Consider the following 15,308-nt stretch of genomic DNA (forward strand, 5'->3'; position numbering starts at 1 on the left):
GCATCACGGCGAGCCGTCCGGCGAAGGCCCCCCACGGCAGGCAGGCCGGCGTGACCCAGGTCTGGGGCGTTCCCGAGGGCTTCGACGCGCTGCTGCTGACGTCGCGGCTGGCGGAGCATGACGGCCCGCTGCTGCATGTGGCACGCGACGATGCCGGCCTCGCCCGGCTTGCCGACCTGCTGGCGTATGTCTCGCCGCAGACCGAAATCCTGCGGTTTCCCGCCTGGGACTGCCTTCCCTACGACCGGGTCTCGCCGAACCCGGTGATCGTGTCCGAGCGGGTGGCGACGCTGGCGCGGCTGGTCGAGAAGCCGGCCCACGATGCGCCCCGCCGCATCGTGCTCACCACGGTAAATGCGCTGGTGCAGCGGGTACCGCCGCGCCGCACCTTCGAGGGCACCTCGCTGTCGGTAAGGGTGGGGGAGTCGCTCGATTCCGGGTTCCTGTCCGAGCTGCTGGTGGCGAACGGCTACCATCGCGTCGATACGGTGATGGAGCCCGGCGAGTTCGCGACCCGTGGCGGCATCTTCGACGTCTATCCGTCCGGCGAGACCGAGCCGGTGCGGCTCGACCTGTTCGGCGACGAGGTCGACAACATACGCGGCTTCGAGGCGACCACGCAGCGCTCAACCGGGAAACGCAACGAATTCGTGCTGCGCCCGGTGGCCGAGTTGTCGTTCGACGCCGACAGCGTGCGGCAGTTCCGCACCGGCTGGCGCGCGCATTTCGGCCAGGGGGCGACCAGCGACCCGATCTATCTGAGCGTCTCCGACCAGCGCCGCCATACCGGCATCGAGCACTGGCTGCCGCTGTTCCACGAGCGGCTCGAGACCCTGGTCGACTACCTGCCCGGGGTCTCGGTCAGCCTCGACCACCAGGCGGACGAGGTGCTGACGGCGCGCCTCGAAATGATCGCCGACCATGCCGAGGCTAGGCGCCTGCCGTCGCGCGAGGGCGACGTGCCGTACCGGCCGCTGCCGCCCGGGCTGCTCTATCTCGACCGCGAGGCATGGAACGCGATGCTGGGTGGGCTGCCGATGCTCGCCTTCAGTCCCTTTGGCAGGCCTGACGGCGCCGACGGTTACGACGCGGGGGGGCGGCCGGGGATCATGTTCGCGCGCTCGCTGCCACCCGGTTCGCGCGAGACGGTGTTCTCGGTGCTGGGCGACCAGGCGAAGGCGTGGGCGGATGCCAAGCGGCGCACGCTGGTCACCGCCTGGACCCGAGGCTCGCGCGAGCGGATCGGCGCGCTGCTGCGCGACCACAAGCTGCCGGTCGAATTGGTGGAGACCTGGCGCGACGCGCGCCGGCTGAAGCCCGGCATCATCGGCCTGCTGACGCTGCAGCTCGAGCGCGGCTTCGCGGCCGACGACTATGCCCTGGTGTCCGAGCAGGACCTGCTGGGCGAGCGCATCTCGCGGCCGCCGCGCCGGCGCAAGCGCGCCGACCAGTTCATCGCGGAGGCGACCGAGATCGCCGAGGGCGACCTCGTGGTGCACCAGGATTACGGCATCGGCCGCTATGACGGGCTGGAGACCATCGGGGTCGGCGCGGCACCGCATGACTGCCTGCGGCTGATCTATGACGGCAGCGAGAAGCTGTTCCTGCCGGTGGAGAATATCGAACTGCTGAGCCGGTTCGGCAGCGAGCAGAACGGTGTCGCGCTGGACCGGCTCGGGGGCGCCTCCTGGCAGACCCGCAAGGCGCGCATGAAGCAACGCATTCGCGACATGGCGGGCGAGCTGATCCGCATCGCCGCGATGCGGCAGCTGCGCGAGGCGCCGTCGCTGGCGCCGGCGGAGGGGAGCTGGGACGAGTTCTGCGCCCGCTTCCCGTTCCTGGAGACCGAGGACCAGGCGCGCGCCATCGCGGATGTATTGGAAGATATGGCGGCAGGCAGGCCGATGGACCGGCTGATCTGCGGCGATGTCGGCTTCGGCAAGACCGAGGTGGCGCTGCGGGCCGCCTTCGTCGCCGCGATGTCGGGCTCGCAGGTGGCCGTCGTGGTGCCGACGACGCTGCTGGCGCGCCAGCACCACCGGACCTTTGTCGCGCGTTTCGAAGGGCTGCCGGTGCGGGTCGAGCAGCTCTCGCGCATGGTGAATGCCAAGGACGCGGGGCTGGTCAAGAAGGGCGTCGCCGACGGGTCGGTGAACATCATCGTCGGCACCCACGCGCTGCTCGCCCGCGGCATCGAGTTCGCCGATCTCGGGCTGCTGATCATCGACGAGGAGCAGCATTTCGGTGTCGCCCACAAGGAGAAGCTGAAGGCGCTGCGCGAGGACGTGCACGTGCTGACGCTGAGTGCCACGCCGATCCCGCGCACGCTGCAGCTGGCGCTGACCGGCGTGCGCGAGATGAGCCTGATCGCGACCCCGCCGGCCGACCGGCTGGCGGTGCGGACCTTCATCATGCCGTTCGACGGGGTGGTGATACGCGAGGCGCTGCAGCGCGAGCGCTTTCGCGGCGGCCAGGTGTTCTGCGTGGTGCCGCGCATCGAGGACCTGCCGCGCATGGCCGAGCGGCTGCGCGAGATCGTGCCGGAGGCGCGGCTGGTCGAGGCACATGGGCGGCTGACGCCGACCGAGCTCGAGCGGGTGATGACCGAGTTCGGTGACGGCAAGTACGACATCCTGCTGTCGACCAACATCGTCGAGAGCGGGCTCGACATGCCGGCGGTCAACACGCTGCTGATCCACCGGGCCGACATGTTCGGGCTGGGCCAGCTCTACCAGCTGCGCGGCCGGGTCGGGCGCAGCAAGCAGCGCGGCTACGCCTACCTCACCTGGCCGCAGAGCCACCGCCTGTCGGCCGCCGCCGAGAAGCGGCTCGAGGTGATGCAGACCCTGGACGCGCTCGGCGCCGGCTTCACGCTGGCCTCGCACGACCTCGATCTGCGCGGTGCGGGCAACCTGCTCGGCGACGAGCAGTCCGGGCATATCCGCGAGGTCGGCATCGAGCTGTACCAGCAGATGCTGGAGGATGCGGTCGCGGACCTGCGTGTCGAGAAGGGGAGACGCCGCGCCGAGGATCGCGACTGGACGCCGAACATCGTGCTCGGCCTGCCGGTGCTGATCCCGGAGAGCTACGTGCCCGACCTGCCGGTGCGCCTTGGGCTGTACCGGCGCATCGGCGCGCTCGGCGCGGATGCCGAGAGCGAGGCGATGGCCGCCGAGCTGGTGGACCGGTTCGGTCCGCTGCCGGACGAGGTGGAGAACCTGCTGCAGGTGGTGTCGCTGAAACGGCTGTGCCGCAGTGCCGGGGTGGAGAAGCTGGAGGCCGGCCCGAAGGGCATGGTGGTGCAGTTCCGCGGCAATGCGTTCGGCAACCCGGCCGGGCTGGTGTCCTGGATCGGCGGCAAGCAGCAGGAGGGCGTGCGGCTGCGCCCGGACCACAAGCTGGCGGTGGCGCGCGAGATGACCACGGCGCAGCGCATCGGGCTGGCGCGCACGGTGGTGGCGAGCCTCGACGAGCTGGCCCGTCAGGGACGGGCGGCCTGACATAGACCTGCAGGGGCGGGTCGCGCCGCGCCGGCTGGTGGCCTGCTCAGCGTGAACGACGTGCCGATCCCGCGGCAGTAAAGCGGGCCCGCTGCGCTGAAGCAGCCTGGGCCGCTACCGTCCCGCCTTGAACAAGGCCGCCTGCTGCTGGAGGATCGTCATGCTGCTCCAGCCGAGCTGGCGCGACGGCTCGACGTCCTTGCTGTGCTGCACATCGATCTGCTCGCTGATCCACCACTCGTTGAACGTCCCCGCGATGACGAAACGCGGTCCGATCGCGCGCGCATGCGCCCACTGCCCGAGATAGGTCGCCCCATTGGCCCGGCCCGGCGTGCCGGCGCCACGCCAGGCGGCGACCACTGTCATGCACTCGGCATAGCCGCCGGCGGCCGCATAGGTCGGCACCTCGCGGTCCTCCCAGGACCAGTAGCCGAACCGGCTCAGGCCGCCCGCCCCCAGCAGGGTCTGCTGCTGGGTGATGAAGCCGGTCACGAAGCGCACGGTGAAACGCGGATCGCTCCAGGGCGGCAGTGACTCTGCCCATGGCGATGGCGTGTTGACATAGACCAGCAGCAGCGGCTTGCCGAGATAGGTCTGCAGCAGGCCGGCATAGACCGGGTTGGCCGCGAACAGGTCATGCACCTCGCTCGCCTTGGCGGTCAGGGCGCCGTTCGAGATCGCGGCCGGATCGCCCGGGCAGCCGATCATCAGCGCGACCTGCGGCCGGGCCGCGAGCGTACGCCAGACCTGGAACAGCGCGAGCGTCGCCGTCTCGATGAAGCGCTGGGTCCCCGGGCCACCCGGCAGGCGGATATCCATGCCGAGATCGTTCGACCAGTCGATCACGATGAAGTCGACGCCGGCCGACGCCAGCCATGCGGCATGGGTGGCCAGCACGGCGGGGCTGTTCGAGGCGTAGTCGCCGATGCTGGGCGTGCCCCATCCCGCTTGCGCTCCGGTCGGCCACTGGTCGGACCGGTGCCAGAGCGAGTAGTTGATCCCGACGCCGCGCAGGGCCGGCGGTGTCGGCAGCGCCGGCGGGTCCTGTGCAAGCACCCGTCGCGCCGGCAGCAGAGCCAGGGCCGCCGCGGCGCCGATCAGCAGGCGCCGTCGGGGATTGCGACAGCGGCCGCAAAGCATGGGATCGCGGACCATGTTGAAGGATTGCCCCGGCTCTGTGCCAACAGCGCCCAGTTTCGTCTTGAGCGTTACTTGAACTGCGCGCCAAGCCCGAGGCCGGCGCCTGGTTCCTGTTGAACAGACCTTACATCAAGGACCTTAAGACTTGGTTTCGACGCGGCACTTCGAGAGCCTGTTTCTCGATGCCGACCCGCCGGGTGTCCGACCCCGCCCGCCTGTCGCGGCTTCGGCATCTCCCGGAGCCGTCTGGCTTATTTTCGGAGCAGGACAGGATTTTCGGAGCAGCACAGGACTCGTCACGCTCCAGAACCGAAAGCGGAATTCTCGTGACCGTCTCGGATCGTGCCGAGGTCGCGAGATCTTGAAGGTCTGGCCGAACGCTGTGGTGATTTCCGCGCCTGCCTAAATTGCCGAGAACAAGATGAACTTCTAGGATTGTCGGTGTCGCGAGTCATACGGAGAAGCCTTGCAATAGGAAGTCTCGGAGACGACCAGGTATGGTCCGGCACAGGCAACGGTTCGGCTTCTCCGATCCTGTGACCGTCGATGCAAATAAAAAAATTGGGGAGACGCGGGAATGATCAGCATCTATGGCTGCCGGAAGGCCGCTTGGACGACAGGAGTGCCACGACCTGGGGCGCGCGCCTGGGTTTCCTTGAGCAGGCGGCATTTCCGCTGGGCCGGTGCAGCCGTGCCGGCGCTGCTGGCCGGTCTCGTGCCGTTGCACCAGGCGGTCGCCGGACCGGTCGGCAATCCCGCCGCCTGTCCCTGGCTCAATACCAGCCTGCCAATCGCGACGCGCGTCGACATGGTGCTCGCGAACATGACCGTTGCCGACGAGGTGGCACTCGTGCAGGGTAATGGCACCAGCGAGAGTACGCCGCCTGCGGTGCCTTACGTGTTCTTTACCGCGGCCAATCCCAGGTTATGCATTCCGGGTATCGGCTACGAGGACGGACCGGCCGGCGTCGCGGACACGCTCACCAACGTGACGCAGTTTCCCGCCGGGATCGCCGTCGCCGCGAGCTTTTCCAAGATGGACGCCCTGCTCTACGGCGCGACGCTCGGTGCAGAGCAGGCCGCCAAGGGTTCCGGCGCCGATCTCGGGCCGACCGTCAATATCGATCGCGATCCGCGCTGGGGCCGCACCTTCGAGAGCCTGTCGGAGGATCCGGCTCTCACCGCCGGTATCGGGAGCGCCGAGATCAAGGGGATCCAGAGTCAGCGCGTGTTGGCGCAGGTCAAGCATTTCGACGCCTACAACCAGGAGACCAACCGCAACACCCAGGCGGACGACGTCATCGTTGCCGACCGCACCCTGCACGAGATCTACCAGCCCGCCTTCCGGACCGCGATCAACGAGGCCGGCTCCGGCTCGCTCATGTGTGCCTATTCCTCCGTGAACGGTTTCTACTCCTGCGAGAGCCGGCCGCTGCTGACCGGCGTGCTGCGTAACGAGGTCAACTTCAAGGGCCTCATCATGTCGGACTACGGCGCGATCCACGATCTCAGCGCCGCCACCGCCGGCACCGATTCCGAGCAGCCGGAGAACACCTATTTCGGCGCACCGCTGCAGGCTGCGGTGCAGAACGGCACGCTCTCCCGCGCGGTGCTCAATTCCGAGGTCGAGCCGATCCTGTACGAGATGTTCCGCTTTGGATTCTTCAACAATCCGCCGCCGGTCACCACCTCGGCCGTGGCGACCTCGCCCGAGCACATCGCCACCAGCAACGCGCTCGCGGAGGACGGCAGCGTGTTGCTGAAGAACCAGGGCGGCCTGCTGCCGCTCAAGGCCGGCGCCACGCTTGCCGTCATCGGCCCTGCCGCCTCGGCGCAGGTGACCACCAGCGGCGGCGGCAGCGCCCATGTCGTTCCGGGTCCGGTCACCTCGCCGCTCGCGGGCATCGAGGCCGCGTCGAGCGGCAGCGTCACCTACCAGCAAGGCCTGCCGACCGACGCGCAACTCACGGCGATCCCCGCAGGCGACTTGTCCACGCCGTACGCCCCGACCAACTACGGCGGTTCCTACAGCGCGACGCTGACCGCCCCCGAGACCGGCACCTACATCCTGGGCTTCAGCAATCCCGGCAGCTACAACGTCGCGTCGCTGGCCATCAACGGCACGACGATCATCAACAACCCGGGCACACCGCCGGTGTCCGTCTATTCGGCCTCGATCCAGCTCACGGGCGGCCAGAAATACAGCCTGACGCTCGGCGGCGCCGGTCCGACCAGCGGCCTCGTCTGGGCGACCCCGTCGACGATCCAGAGCTATGTCGCCCCCGCCATCGCCGCGGCCCAGGCAGCCGGGACGGCCATCGTGGTGGTGGCCGACGACACGGAATCGGAGGCGGCCGACCGTCCGGACCTGTCGCTGTCTTCGGCGCAGGATGCGCTGATCGAGGCAGTCGCCGCCGCCAATCCGCACACCGTCGTCGTAGTGCAGGCCGGCGCGCCGATCACCATGCCCTGGCTCGGCAATGTCGGCGCCGTGCTCGACACCTGGTACCCCGGCCAGACCGATGGCACCGCTGTCGCCGACCTGCTCTACGGCAGGACGAACCCCGGCGGACACCTGCCGATCACCTTCCCGACCAGCCTCAGCGCGATTCCGACCGCATCGCCCGCACAATTCCCGGGGCAGAACAACACGGTCGACTATTCGGAAGGGTTGCTGGTCGGCTACCGCTGGTATGACCAGAACAACGTGACCCCGCTCTTCCCTTTCGGCTACGGGCTTTCCTACACGACCTTCAAGTATAGCGGCCTCCAGGTCGAGAACGCGTCGGTCGACGGCGTGACGCCGGTGCGCGTAAGTGCCGTTGTCACCAACACCGGCACGATCGCGGGCAGCGACGCGGCGCAACTCTATCTCGGCTATCCTGCGGCCGCCGGCGAGCCGCCGCGCAAGCTGGTCGATTTCCGGCGCGTGACCTTGGCTCCCGGCGAGTCGAGGCGGCTGACCTTCACCATCCGTCCGAGCGACGAGTGGTGGTGGAACGACAATGGCTGGGACGAGACGACCGGCGAGTACAAGGTCTGGGTGGGTGACAGCTCCGCCCTGGTCAATCTCACGGCGACCGGAAGCTATTCGATGCAGGGCGGCATCGGCCACCGCCAGGTCACTGTCTCGGCGCCGCGCAGCTTCACCGTGGGCGCCGCCGGTTCTGTGATCGTCACGCTCAGCGCCGGCGGCAGCCAGACATTGTCCGACGTCAACCTCTCGCTCGCAGCACCCGGCGGGTGGAAGGTGCAGCCGACGACGGTCAGCGAGTTCAGGGACGTGCTGCCGGGTCAGGCCCTCAGCGTCGCGTACTCGGTGACACCCCCGGCCGGCGCGGTCACACGCGACGTCACGCTGTTCGGCAGCGCCGACTTTGCGCCGGGCGCCTGCCGCCAGGTGGTCGATGCACAGGCGGCCAATCCGGTGCAACTCGTGCAGGATGCGGCGAGGGGTCGCGAGCCGTGCATCCCGGCGGCCCGTCACGGCGGCGTGCAGGCGCGCCTGCTGAACTAGCTGCTCGCGCCGATCTGGTGTGCGCCATCCGGATCGGCCGACCGCGGGCCCGTGCGTCGATCCGGATACTCAGTGCAGCGGGCCCACTTTAGCGCAACGGGATCGGCACGTCGTTCACGCTGAGCAGGCCAGCGCCGTATTTCAGTTGCCACTCGAGGTTCGCGCCGGCCTGGCGCGCCATCAGCCGGGACAGGAACAGCGCAGCGTGGACGCGCGTCATGTCCTGCAGCGCGGCCTCGTTGACCAGCGCATCGAACGCGTGCGCGACCAGGTGGATCTCGGCGGAACTGTCCTGCGGGGTGGCGGCGGCGTTCGCGGTGCCGGTGCCGTGCAGCGTGGCGCTGCCGCGGCTCATGCTGATGTCGTCGATGGTGACCGGGATGCGCGCGTCGGGTGCGGCTCCCCCGGCTGCCGAGAGCAGCGTCGGCAGGCTGGAGGCCGGCAAGGTGGCGCTGACCGACAGGTGCTCGGGCAGCAGGGTCGGCGGCGTCAGGGTGCCGGTGATCCCGTCCAGGCTGAGCGTCATGTGCACGGGGGCATCGGCCGCGGCGCCGCCGGCACCATCCAGCCGAAGCTGCATGCGCCGCGCGAGGACATGGCCGGCGGTGCCGCGCAGTGCCACGTCCTGCCAGGTGGCGAGGTAGCCGCCGCCGCGCAGCAGGCCGTCGACGACTGGGTAGGACGCTGCCTGCAGCGCATCGGCGGGGCATTTGCTCCGGCCGGTGCCGGTGAGGGCGATCAGCAGCGAGGCGCCGGCCGCGGTGGAGGCGCGTTCGAGCGCTTCCGGCCCGGTCTCGGCGCCGTGGCTTGCGACATGCAGCGCGGCCGCGGCGAACGAGGGCGGATGGCCGGTCGCATCGAGCGGCAGCTGGATGCGCAGCGCGCTGGCCTCGAACGCGGCGCCCTTGCCGGCGGCGGCCGCGATGCGGCGCGCGGAGGTTGCGGTGGCACTGCCGCAGCCTGCGGGCAACGCCAGCGCTGCCGCGGCGGCGCCGGCGGGGCTGGCTACCGCCGGCGGCACGCAGAGCATCCAGGACGCGAAGCCGACCTGAGCGACCAGGCTTGCGACGGCCCGGCTCGACGGGTGGGTGATGGTCTTGCTTTGCATCCGGGATTAAGGGTGGCGCACCTCGTGCGGCCTGGCAAATGGCCCGCACACGCCCCCCTGGATGCCGGCATGCCGAAGCCAGACCCGTTCCTGCTGTCCCTGATCGCGACCGTGGCGCTGGCCAGCGTGCTGCCTTGCCGGGGTGCCGCGGTGCCGGTCTTCTCGGTGCTCACCGTTCTGGTGATCGCGGTGATGTTCTTCCTGCAGGGCGCGCGGCTGTCGCGCCAGGCGATGCTGGCGGGGCTCGGCCACTGGCGGCTGCACCTGGCGATCCTCGGCTGCACCTTCGCGGTGTTCCCGCTGATGGGGCTGGCGCTGCACGCGCTCCTGCCCGGTCTGCTGACGCCGACGCTGTGGCTCGGGGTGCTGTTCGTCTGCGCGCTGCCGTCCACGGTGCAGTCCTCGATCGCCTTCACCTCGATCGGGCGCGGCAACGTGCCGGCCGCGGTCTGCGCCGCCACCGCGTCCAACCTGCTCGGCATCGCGATCACGCCGGTCCTGGTCGGGCTGCTGCTCAGCCGCAACGGCGCCGGCATCTCGGCGCATGCCGTGCTCGACATCGTCCTGCAACTGCTGCTGCCGTTCGCCCTCGGGCAGGTGCTGCAGCCCCGGATCGGCGGCTGGGCGCTGCGCCACAAGCGGCTGCTCAGCTTCACCGACCGCGGCTCGATCCTGATCGTGGTCTATACCGCGTTCAGCGAGGCGGTGGTGCACGGGCTGTGGCACAAGCTGCCGCCTTCGATGCTGGCTTTGGTGCTGCTGATCGACGCGGTGCTGCTGGCCGGCATCCTGCTGATCACCCGCTACGGCGCGCGGGCGCTGGGCTTTGCCCGCGCGGACGAGATCGCAATCGTGTTCTGCGGCTCGAAGAAGACGCTGGCCTCCGGCGTGCCGATGGCAGGCGTGCTGTTCCCGCCGGCGACCGTCGGCATGGTGGTGCTGCCGCTGATGATCTTCCACCAGTTGCAGCTGTTCGTCTGTGCGGTGATGGCGCGTCGCTACGCGGCCGAACCCGCGTCGGTCGGAGGCATCGAGCAGGTTCAGCCGCGCACATAGTCGAACGCCTCGACGGCGGCGATGTCGAGCAGCCGGTGGAAGACTTCCGGCTCCTGCGCCCCGGACACCGCCATGCGGTCGCCGATCACGAAGCAGGGCACGCCGCTGATGCCGAGCCGGTGTGCCCGCAGGTTCTCGCCATGCACGATGTCCGCACCCTCGCGCGAGCGCAGGAACTGCCCGGCCTGCGCGCCGTCGAGCCCGGCCTCCTGCGCGATCGCCGCCAGGGTGGCGAGGTCGCCGATGTTGCGTCCCTCTGCGAAGTGGGCGACGAACAGCGCCTCGACGAGTACGCCCGCGATGCCATGCCGCTGGGCGAAGCCGACCAGCCGGTGCGCATCGACGCTGGACGGAATGTGCACGATGCGGTCGAAGCGGAAATCCAGCCCCTCGGCGGCGCCGAGATGGGTGACGGCGGCATAGAGGCGGCGCGCCCGTTCCTCGCCGCCGAACTTGCGCACCACATAGTCGAAGCGCGACATGCCGAGCCGCGGCATGTCCGGATTGAGCAGGAAGGGCCGCCAGGTGATGTCGTAGCCGTAGCCGGTGCGCTCCGACAGCGCCCGCATCAGCCGACGCACGCCGAGATAGCACCAGGGGCAGACGAAATCGTGGACGATCTCGAGCGCAATGCGCGGGCGCGGTGGGACGAGAGCGTTCACGGGGCAACTACGGGTCCGATTTCGGCGATCATCGTTGAAAGCCCGCGCAAAAGCCAGCGTTCGTAGGGGTTGCCCGATCTTGAAAGGGGCTGCGATGACACGCTGTCCGCCCCGAGGAGCCGACGATGCACCAGGCCGCCTTGCACGATCGCTTCGCGGGGTTTGTCGCGACTCTCGGGCGCGGGCCCGGGCGGTCGCGTGCCCTGACCCGGGAGGAGGCGCGGGAGGCCTTCGCGATGGCGCTGCGCGGCGACGCCGACCCGGCGCAGGTCGGGGCGTTCCTGATGCTGCTGCGCTATCGCGGCGAGGATCCGGCGGAGATCGCCGGGCTGATCGAGGCGGCACGCGACGAGGCGGGCCTCGGACGTGGCGGCATCGCCGCGGGTCTGCCGCCGGTCGCGCTGGACTGGCCAAGCTATGGCGCCGGCCGCACGCGCGGCGCCCCGTGGTTCCTGCTCGCGGCCCTGGCGCTGGCGCAGTCCGGCCTGCGCATCCTGATGCACGGCTCGAACGAGTTCTCCGGCGGGCTCGGCGTCGAGGGCGTGCTGCCGGCGCTGGGGCTTGCGGCCTGCCTGGATCCGGGCGCGGTGGCGGCCGGCCTGGAGCGCACCGGCTTTGCCTACTGGCCGGTCGCGGCGATGGCCCCGGGGGTGGCGCGCCTGCTGGGCATGCGCCGGCTGTTCGGGCTGCGTTCGCCGGTGAACACGGTGGCACGGCTGCTCGATCCGGCCGATGCCGGCGCCTCGGTCGACGGGGTGTTCCACCCGCCCTACATCGCGCTGCATCTGGGCGTCGCCGCGCTACTGGGGCGCCCGGCGCTGCTGGTGCTCAAGGGCGGCGGCGGCGAGGCGGAGCGGCCACCGGGCAAGGCGACCGCGGTGCATCTGCAAGTCGCCGGCGCGAGCGCACGGGAACTGCTACTGCCGCCCCTGCTGGCGCCGGGGCCACGCGGCGATGCGGCATCCGACACGACGGCGCTGATGCTGCGGGTCTGGCACGAGCGAAGCACCCAGGATGCGGACACCGCAGTCGCCGTCTGCACCGTCGTGGGCACCATCGCCATGGCGCTGCTGGCGTTGCGGCGCCATGCGACGCCGGAGGCGGCCGATGCGGCGGCCCGGGCGATCTGGTCCGGGCGCCGTCCGGAGCCCGGCCCAGGGGCCGGCTGATCGCGATTTCGGGAACCGCCGCTGTGCGGGACGTTCAAACAGCGTTACATAATCACGAACAGGAGTTCCTCGCGATGAAGACCATTCTGCTTTCCACCGGGGCCGCGATGCTGATGCTGTCGGCTGTCGCGTCCCAGGCTCCGGCCGAGGCCAAGGGCTGCCTCAAGGGTGCCGCGGTCGGCGGCGTCGGCGGCCACATGGCCGGCCATCACGGCCTGGTCGGCGCCGGCGTCGGCTGTGCGGTGGGCCACCACATGGCCAACAAGAAGGCCAAGGAAGCCGCCAACCCGCCGAGCTGATGCGGCTCGCTTGAACCCGCGCTCCGCAGGCATCGCGCCCGCGGGGCGGGTCACGGCGACTGCGTCGTGATCACGATTGCTGGTTCGGGTCGTCGCCGGGCTTGCTGGGGTTGCCGAAGGTCTGGCTCATGTCGCCGAGGGTCTGGGTCATGCTGCCCATGCTCTGCTTCATGGTGCCCATGGTCTGGCTCATGCCGCCTTCGCCCTGCGTCTGCGCCATGGTGCTGGCGCCGCCATCGAGGGCCTGTTGCGGCACCAGCAGTTCCGGCGGCGGCGGCCAGAAGGCGCTGGCGACGCCCTCCTGGATCTGCCGCAGCTCGAGCTGCACCCAGTCGAGGAATTCGTGCAGGCCGCGCACGATGATCTGCTCGATGGTCTGGTCGACCAGCGACGCCCGCAACTCGTCGAGCCGCTCCAGGATGATGCCGCTGCGGCGCAGGCCGTAATCGGTGCGCAACTGGCCGAGCGCCCAGTAAACCTGCCGCAGCGTGAGCGCCAGCGAGCGCGGGAAGGCGTTGTTGAGCAGCAGGAAGCCGGCGACATCCTTGGGCTGCAGCACCCGCGGCATGGTGCGGCGGAAGGCATGGTAGCCGGCGGCGGCGCGCAGCACCGCGCTCCACTGGCTGACATCCACCTCCGAGCCGATCCCCGCCTCGCCGGGCAGCAGGGTGTGGTACTTGATGTCCACCAGGCGAGTGATCTGGTCGGCGCGCTCCAGGTATTTGCCGATCATGTAGAAGCACCAGCCCTGGTCCCGGTAGAAGGTGCCCTCGGTGATGCCGTAATGGGTCTGGCATTCCTGCTTCACCCGGGCGCACAGCGCCGACAGGTGCGATGGCCGCACGTCGTTCGGGCCGAGCCGGCGGATCCAGTTGTGGAACACGTTGATATGCGTCCACATCTCGGTCGAGATCAGCGGCCGCAGGGTGCGTGCGTTCTCCCGCGCCATGTTGACGATCGACGAGATCGAGTTGCCGTGGCTGGTATCGAGCACGTAGAAGTCGGTGACGCTGGCGGCGTCCGGCTGGGCGTGGCGCCCGGTGAACGGCTCGTCGTCGGCGTTGATCTGCACCACGGAGGCCCAGCCGTCGCGGCCCTGGCCGGTGCGCACGAAGGTCTCGGTGACGTCCAGCACGCGGGCGAGGTTCTCGATGCGCTCCATGTAGCGCGCCAGCCAGACGGTGCTCTCGGCGTAGCGCGACAGCAGGTCGGACGAGCGGATCGGCTCCATCTCGTCGGGATAGCGCCCGCTGCCGCCGTTGCCGATGCTCACTCCAACACCCCCGCCGCCGTTGGCGGCACTCATGCGAGCACCCACGTGTCCTTGGAGCCGCCGCCCTGCGAGGAGTTCACCACCAGCGAGTTCCGGCGGAGCGCCACCCGCGACAGGCCGCCGGGCAGCACCCAGGTCGAGCGCCCGGTGACCGCGAACGGCCGCAGGTCGACATGGCGCGGCTCGATCGCGGTCTCGCACAGGGTCGGCGAGGTGGACAGGCTGATCACCGGCTGGCTGATATAGTTGGCGGGGTCGGCGACCAGCTTGGCGCGGAACTCCTCGAGCTCGGCCTTCGACGCGTGCGGCCCGATGATCAGCCCGTAGCCGCCGCTCTCGCCGACCGGCTTGACCACCAGTTCGGCCAGATGGTCGAGCGTGTAGTGCAGCCCGTCCGGCTCGGCGCAGATCCGGGTGTCGACATTGTGCAGGATCGGATCCTGGTCGAGATAGTAGCGGATGATGCGCGGCATGTAGGCGTAGATCGCCTTGTCGTCGGCCACACCCGTGCCGACGGCATTGGCGATCGCGACATTGCCGGCGCGCCACGCATCGATCAGGCCGCGCACGCCGAGCTGGCTGTCGGGGCGGAACACGTCCGGGTCCAGGAAGTCGTCGTTCAGGCGGCGGTAGATCGCGTGCACCGGGCGCAGGCCGGCGATGGTGCGCATGTACACCCGCCGGTTCTCGACGATGAGGTCGCGGCCCTCGACCAGCGGCACGCCCATCTCGCGGGCCAGGAACACGTGCTCGAAATAGGCCGAGTTGTAGATGCCGGGCGACAGCAGCACCACCTGCGGGTCGAGCACGCCGGCGGGCGCGGCGTCCACCAGCGCCTGGCGCAGCCGCATGCCGTATTCCTCGACGCCGCGCAGCCTGAAGCCGGCCGCGAGGTCGGGCAGCACGCGCAGCGTCATGTGGCGGTTCTCGATGACGTAGGACACGCCCGAGGGGGTGCGCGCGTTATCCTCCAGCACCAGGAAGCGGCCCTCGCCGTCGCGCACGATGTCGGTGCCGTTGACGTGGACATAGACGCCGAGCGGCACGTCGAGGCCGATCATCTCGGGGCGGAAGTTGCTGTTGCCGACCACCAGGGCGCGCGGCAGGATGCCGTCGGCCAGGATCTTCTGGTCGTGGTAGATGTCCCACAGGAAGTGGTTGATGGCGGTGACGCGCTGGATCACGCCGCGTTCGATGATGTCCCACTCCTTTGCGGTCAGCACGCGCGGGATCAGGTCGAACGGCAGGATGCGGTCGATCGCGTCCCGGTCGGAATAGACCGTGAACGTGATCCCGAGATTGTACAGCTCCACCTCGGCGGTGGCGGCCCGGCGGCCGAGCTCGGCGAGGTCCATCCGGGACAGCCGCTCGCGGATCAGCGCGAGGTCGGGGTTGTCCGGCTCGAGCCCGTTCATCAGCTCGCAGAAGAAGCTGGAGTCATAGCCCTCGAGCAGGCCGCCGGTGGGAGCCTGGCCGGTCATGCCGGGCTCGGTCTCGGGTGCCGGCGCTTGGGGGGGTCAGGCCGGCGCGGGCCGGGGATCAGGCGTAAGGAGAGCATTCCGTCCACCTGCTGTGAGGCCGGGC

At 69.8% G+C, this 15,308-nt stretch carries 10 protein-coding genes; 5 read left to right on the forward strand and 5 right to left on the reverse strand.

Translation table 11 applies throughout. The features are described from left to right. Positions 1-50: 50 nt before the first annotated feature. On the forward strand, positions 51-3,500 hold the full coding sequence (mfd, locus tag ACQY4O_RS04100) for a transcription-repair coupling factor (protein ID WP_428378098.1): 3,450 nt from the start codon (positions 51-53) through the stop codon (positions 3,498-3,500). Between the two features lie 114 nt (positions 3,501-3,614). On the opposite strand, the gene ACQY4O_RS04105 is transcribed toward mfd, so the two are convergent. Beyond that, entirely contained in the window at positions 3,615-4,655 is a 1,041-nt protein-coding gene (locus ACQY4O_RS04105; protein ID WP_428374955.1) for a hypothetical protein, read from the reverse strand. Positions 4,656-5,331: 676 nt separating this feature from the next. Here ACQY4O_RS04105 and ACQY4O_RS04110 point away from each other — a divergent pair. Beyond that, positions 5,332-8,157, forward strand: a complete 2,826-nt coding sequence (locus ACQY4O_RS04110; RefSeq protein ID WP_428374956.1) for a glycoside hydrolase family 3 C-terminal domain-containing protein — start codon at positions 5,332-5,334, stop codon at positions 8,155-8,157. Positions 8,158-8,245: 88 nt separating this feature from the next. Here the strand turns inward: ACQY4O_RS04110 and ACQY4O_RS04115 are convergent, their stop codons facing one another. Then, entirely contained in the window at positions 8,246-9,265 is a 1,020-nt protein-coding gene (locus ACQY4O_RS04115) for a hypothetical protein (RefSeq protein WP_428374957.1), read from the reverse strand. 69 nt (positions 9,266-9,334) lie between these two features. On the opposite strand from ACQY4O_RS04115, the gene ACQY4O_RS04120 reads away from it, so the two are divergent. After that, positions 9,335-10,321: a bile acid:sodium symporter family protein gene (locus ACQY4O_RS04120; protein WP_428374958.1), complete on the forward strand. Its 987-nt coding sequence runs from the start codon at positions 9,335-9,337 to the stop codon at positions 10,319-10,321. On the opposite strand, the gene ACQY4O_RS04125 is transcribed toward ACQY4O_RS04120, so the two are convergent. Continuing rightward, positions 10,306-10,983: a DsbA family oxidoreductase gene (locus ACQY4O_RS04125; protein ID WP_428374959.1), complete on the reverse strand. Its 678-nt coding sequence runs from the start codon at positions 10,981-10,983 to the stop codon at positions 10,306-10,308. The two genes, ACQY4O_RS04120 and ACQY4O_RS04125, sit on opposite strands and share 16 nt — an antisense overlap. Before the next feature lie 125 nt (positions 10,984-11,108). Here ACQY4O_RS04125 and ACQY4O_RS04130 point away from each other — a divergent pair, with 125 nt between their 5' ends. Both ACQY4O_RS04130 and ACQY4O_RS04135 read left to right on the forward strand, forming a co-directional pair. Next, a complete protein-coding gene (locus ACQY4O_RS04130) occupies positions 11,109-12,152 on the forward strand; it encodes a glycosyl transferase family protein (protein ID WP_428374960.1) in 1,044 nt (347 codons plus the stop codon). Between the two features lie 74 nt (positions 12,153-12,226). Then, entirely contained in the window at positions 12,227-12,451 is a 225-nt protein-coding gene (locus tag ACQY4O_RS04135; protein ID WP_428374961.1) for a hypothetical protein, read from the forward strand. Between the two features lie 70 nt (positions 12,452-12,521). Here the strand turns inward: ACQY4O_RS04135 and ACQY4O_RS04140 are convergent, their stop codons facing one another. Both ACQY4O_RS04140 and ACQY4O_RS04145 read right to left on the reverse strand, forming a co-directional pair. Then, the gene (locus ACQY4O_RS04140) at positions 12,522-13,757 is read right to left on the reverse strand and encodes an alpha-E domain-containing protein (RefSeq protein ID WP_428374962.1); all 1,236 of its coding nucleotides are present in this window, start codon (positions 13,755-13,757) and stop codon (positions 12,522-12,524) included. Further along, positions 13,754-15,205 carry a circularly permuted type 2 ATP-grasp protein gene (locus ACQY4O_RS04145; protein WP_428374963.1) on the reverse strand — a complete coding sequence of 484 codons (1,452 nt, stop codon included), beginning with the start codon at positions 15,203-15,205 and terminating at the stop codon, positions 13,754-13,756. The genes ACQY4O_RS04140 and ACQY4O_RS04145 overlap by 4 nt, the downstream gene beginning before the upstream one ends. Positions 15,206-15,308 lie beyond the last annotated feature (103 nt).

Source organism: Lichenicoccus sp. (assembly GCF_965277665.1).
Taxonomy (GTDB): Bacteria; Pseudomonadota; Alphaproteobacteria; order Acetobacterales; family Acetobacteraceae; genus Lichenicoccus.

What these genes read in the sequence shown, in the direction of transcription:
- ACQY4O_RS04105 (WP_428374955.1), bottom strand. Translation starts at nt 4,655, where the DNA reads ATGGTCCGCGATCCCATGCTTTGCGGCCGCTGTCGCAATCCCCGACGG.
- ACQY4O_RS04115 (WP_428374957.1), bottom strand. Translation starts at nt 9,265, where the DNA reads ATGCAAAGCAAGACCATCACCCACCCGTCGAGCCGGGCCGTCGCAAGC.
- ACQY4O_RS04120 (WP_428374958.1), top strand. Translation starts at nt 9,335, where the DNA reads ATGCCGAAGCCAGACCCGTTCCTGCTGTCCCTGATCGCGACCGTGGCG.
- ACQY4O_RS04130 (WP_428374960.1), top strand. Translation starts at nt 11,109, where the DNA reads ATGCACCAGGCCGCCTTGCACGATCGCTTCGCGGGGTTTGTCGCGACT.
- ACQY4O_RS04135 (WP_428374961.1), top strand. Translation starts at nt 12,227, where the DNA reads ATGAAGACCATTCTGCTTTCCACCGGGGCCGCGATGCTGATGCTGTCG.
- ACQY4O_RS04140 (WP_428374962.1), bottom strand. Translation starts at nt 13,757, where the DNA reads ATGAGTGCCGCCAACGGCGGCGGGGGTGTTGGAGTGAGCATCGGCAAC.
- ACQY4O_RS04145 (WP_428374963.1), bottom strand. Translation starts at nt 15,205, where the DNA reads ATGACCGGCCAGGCTCCCACCGGCGGCCTGCTCGAGGGCTATGACTCC.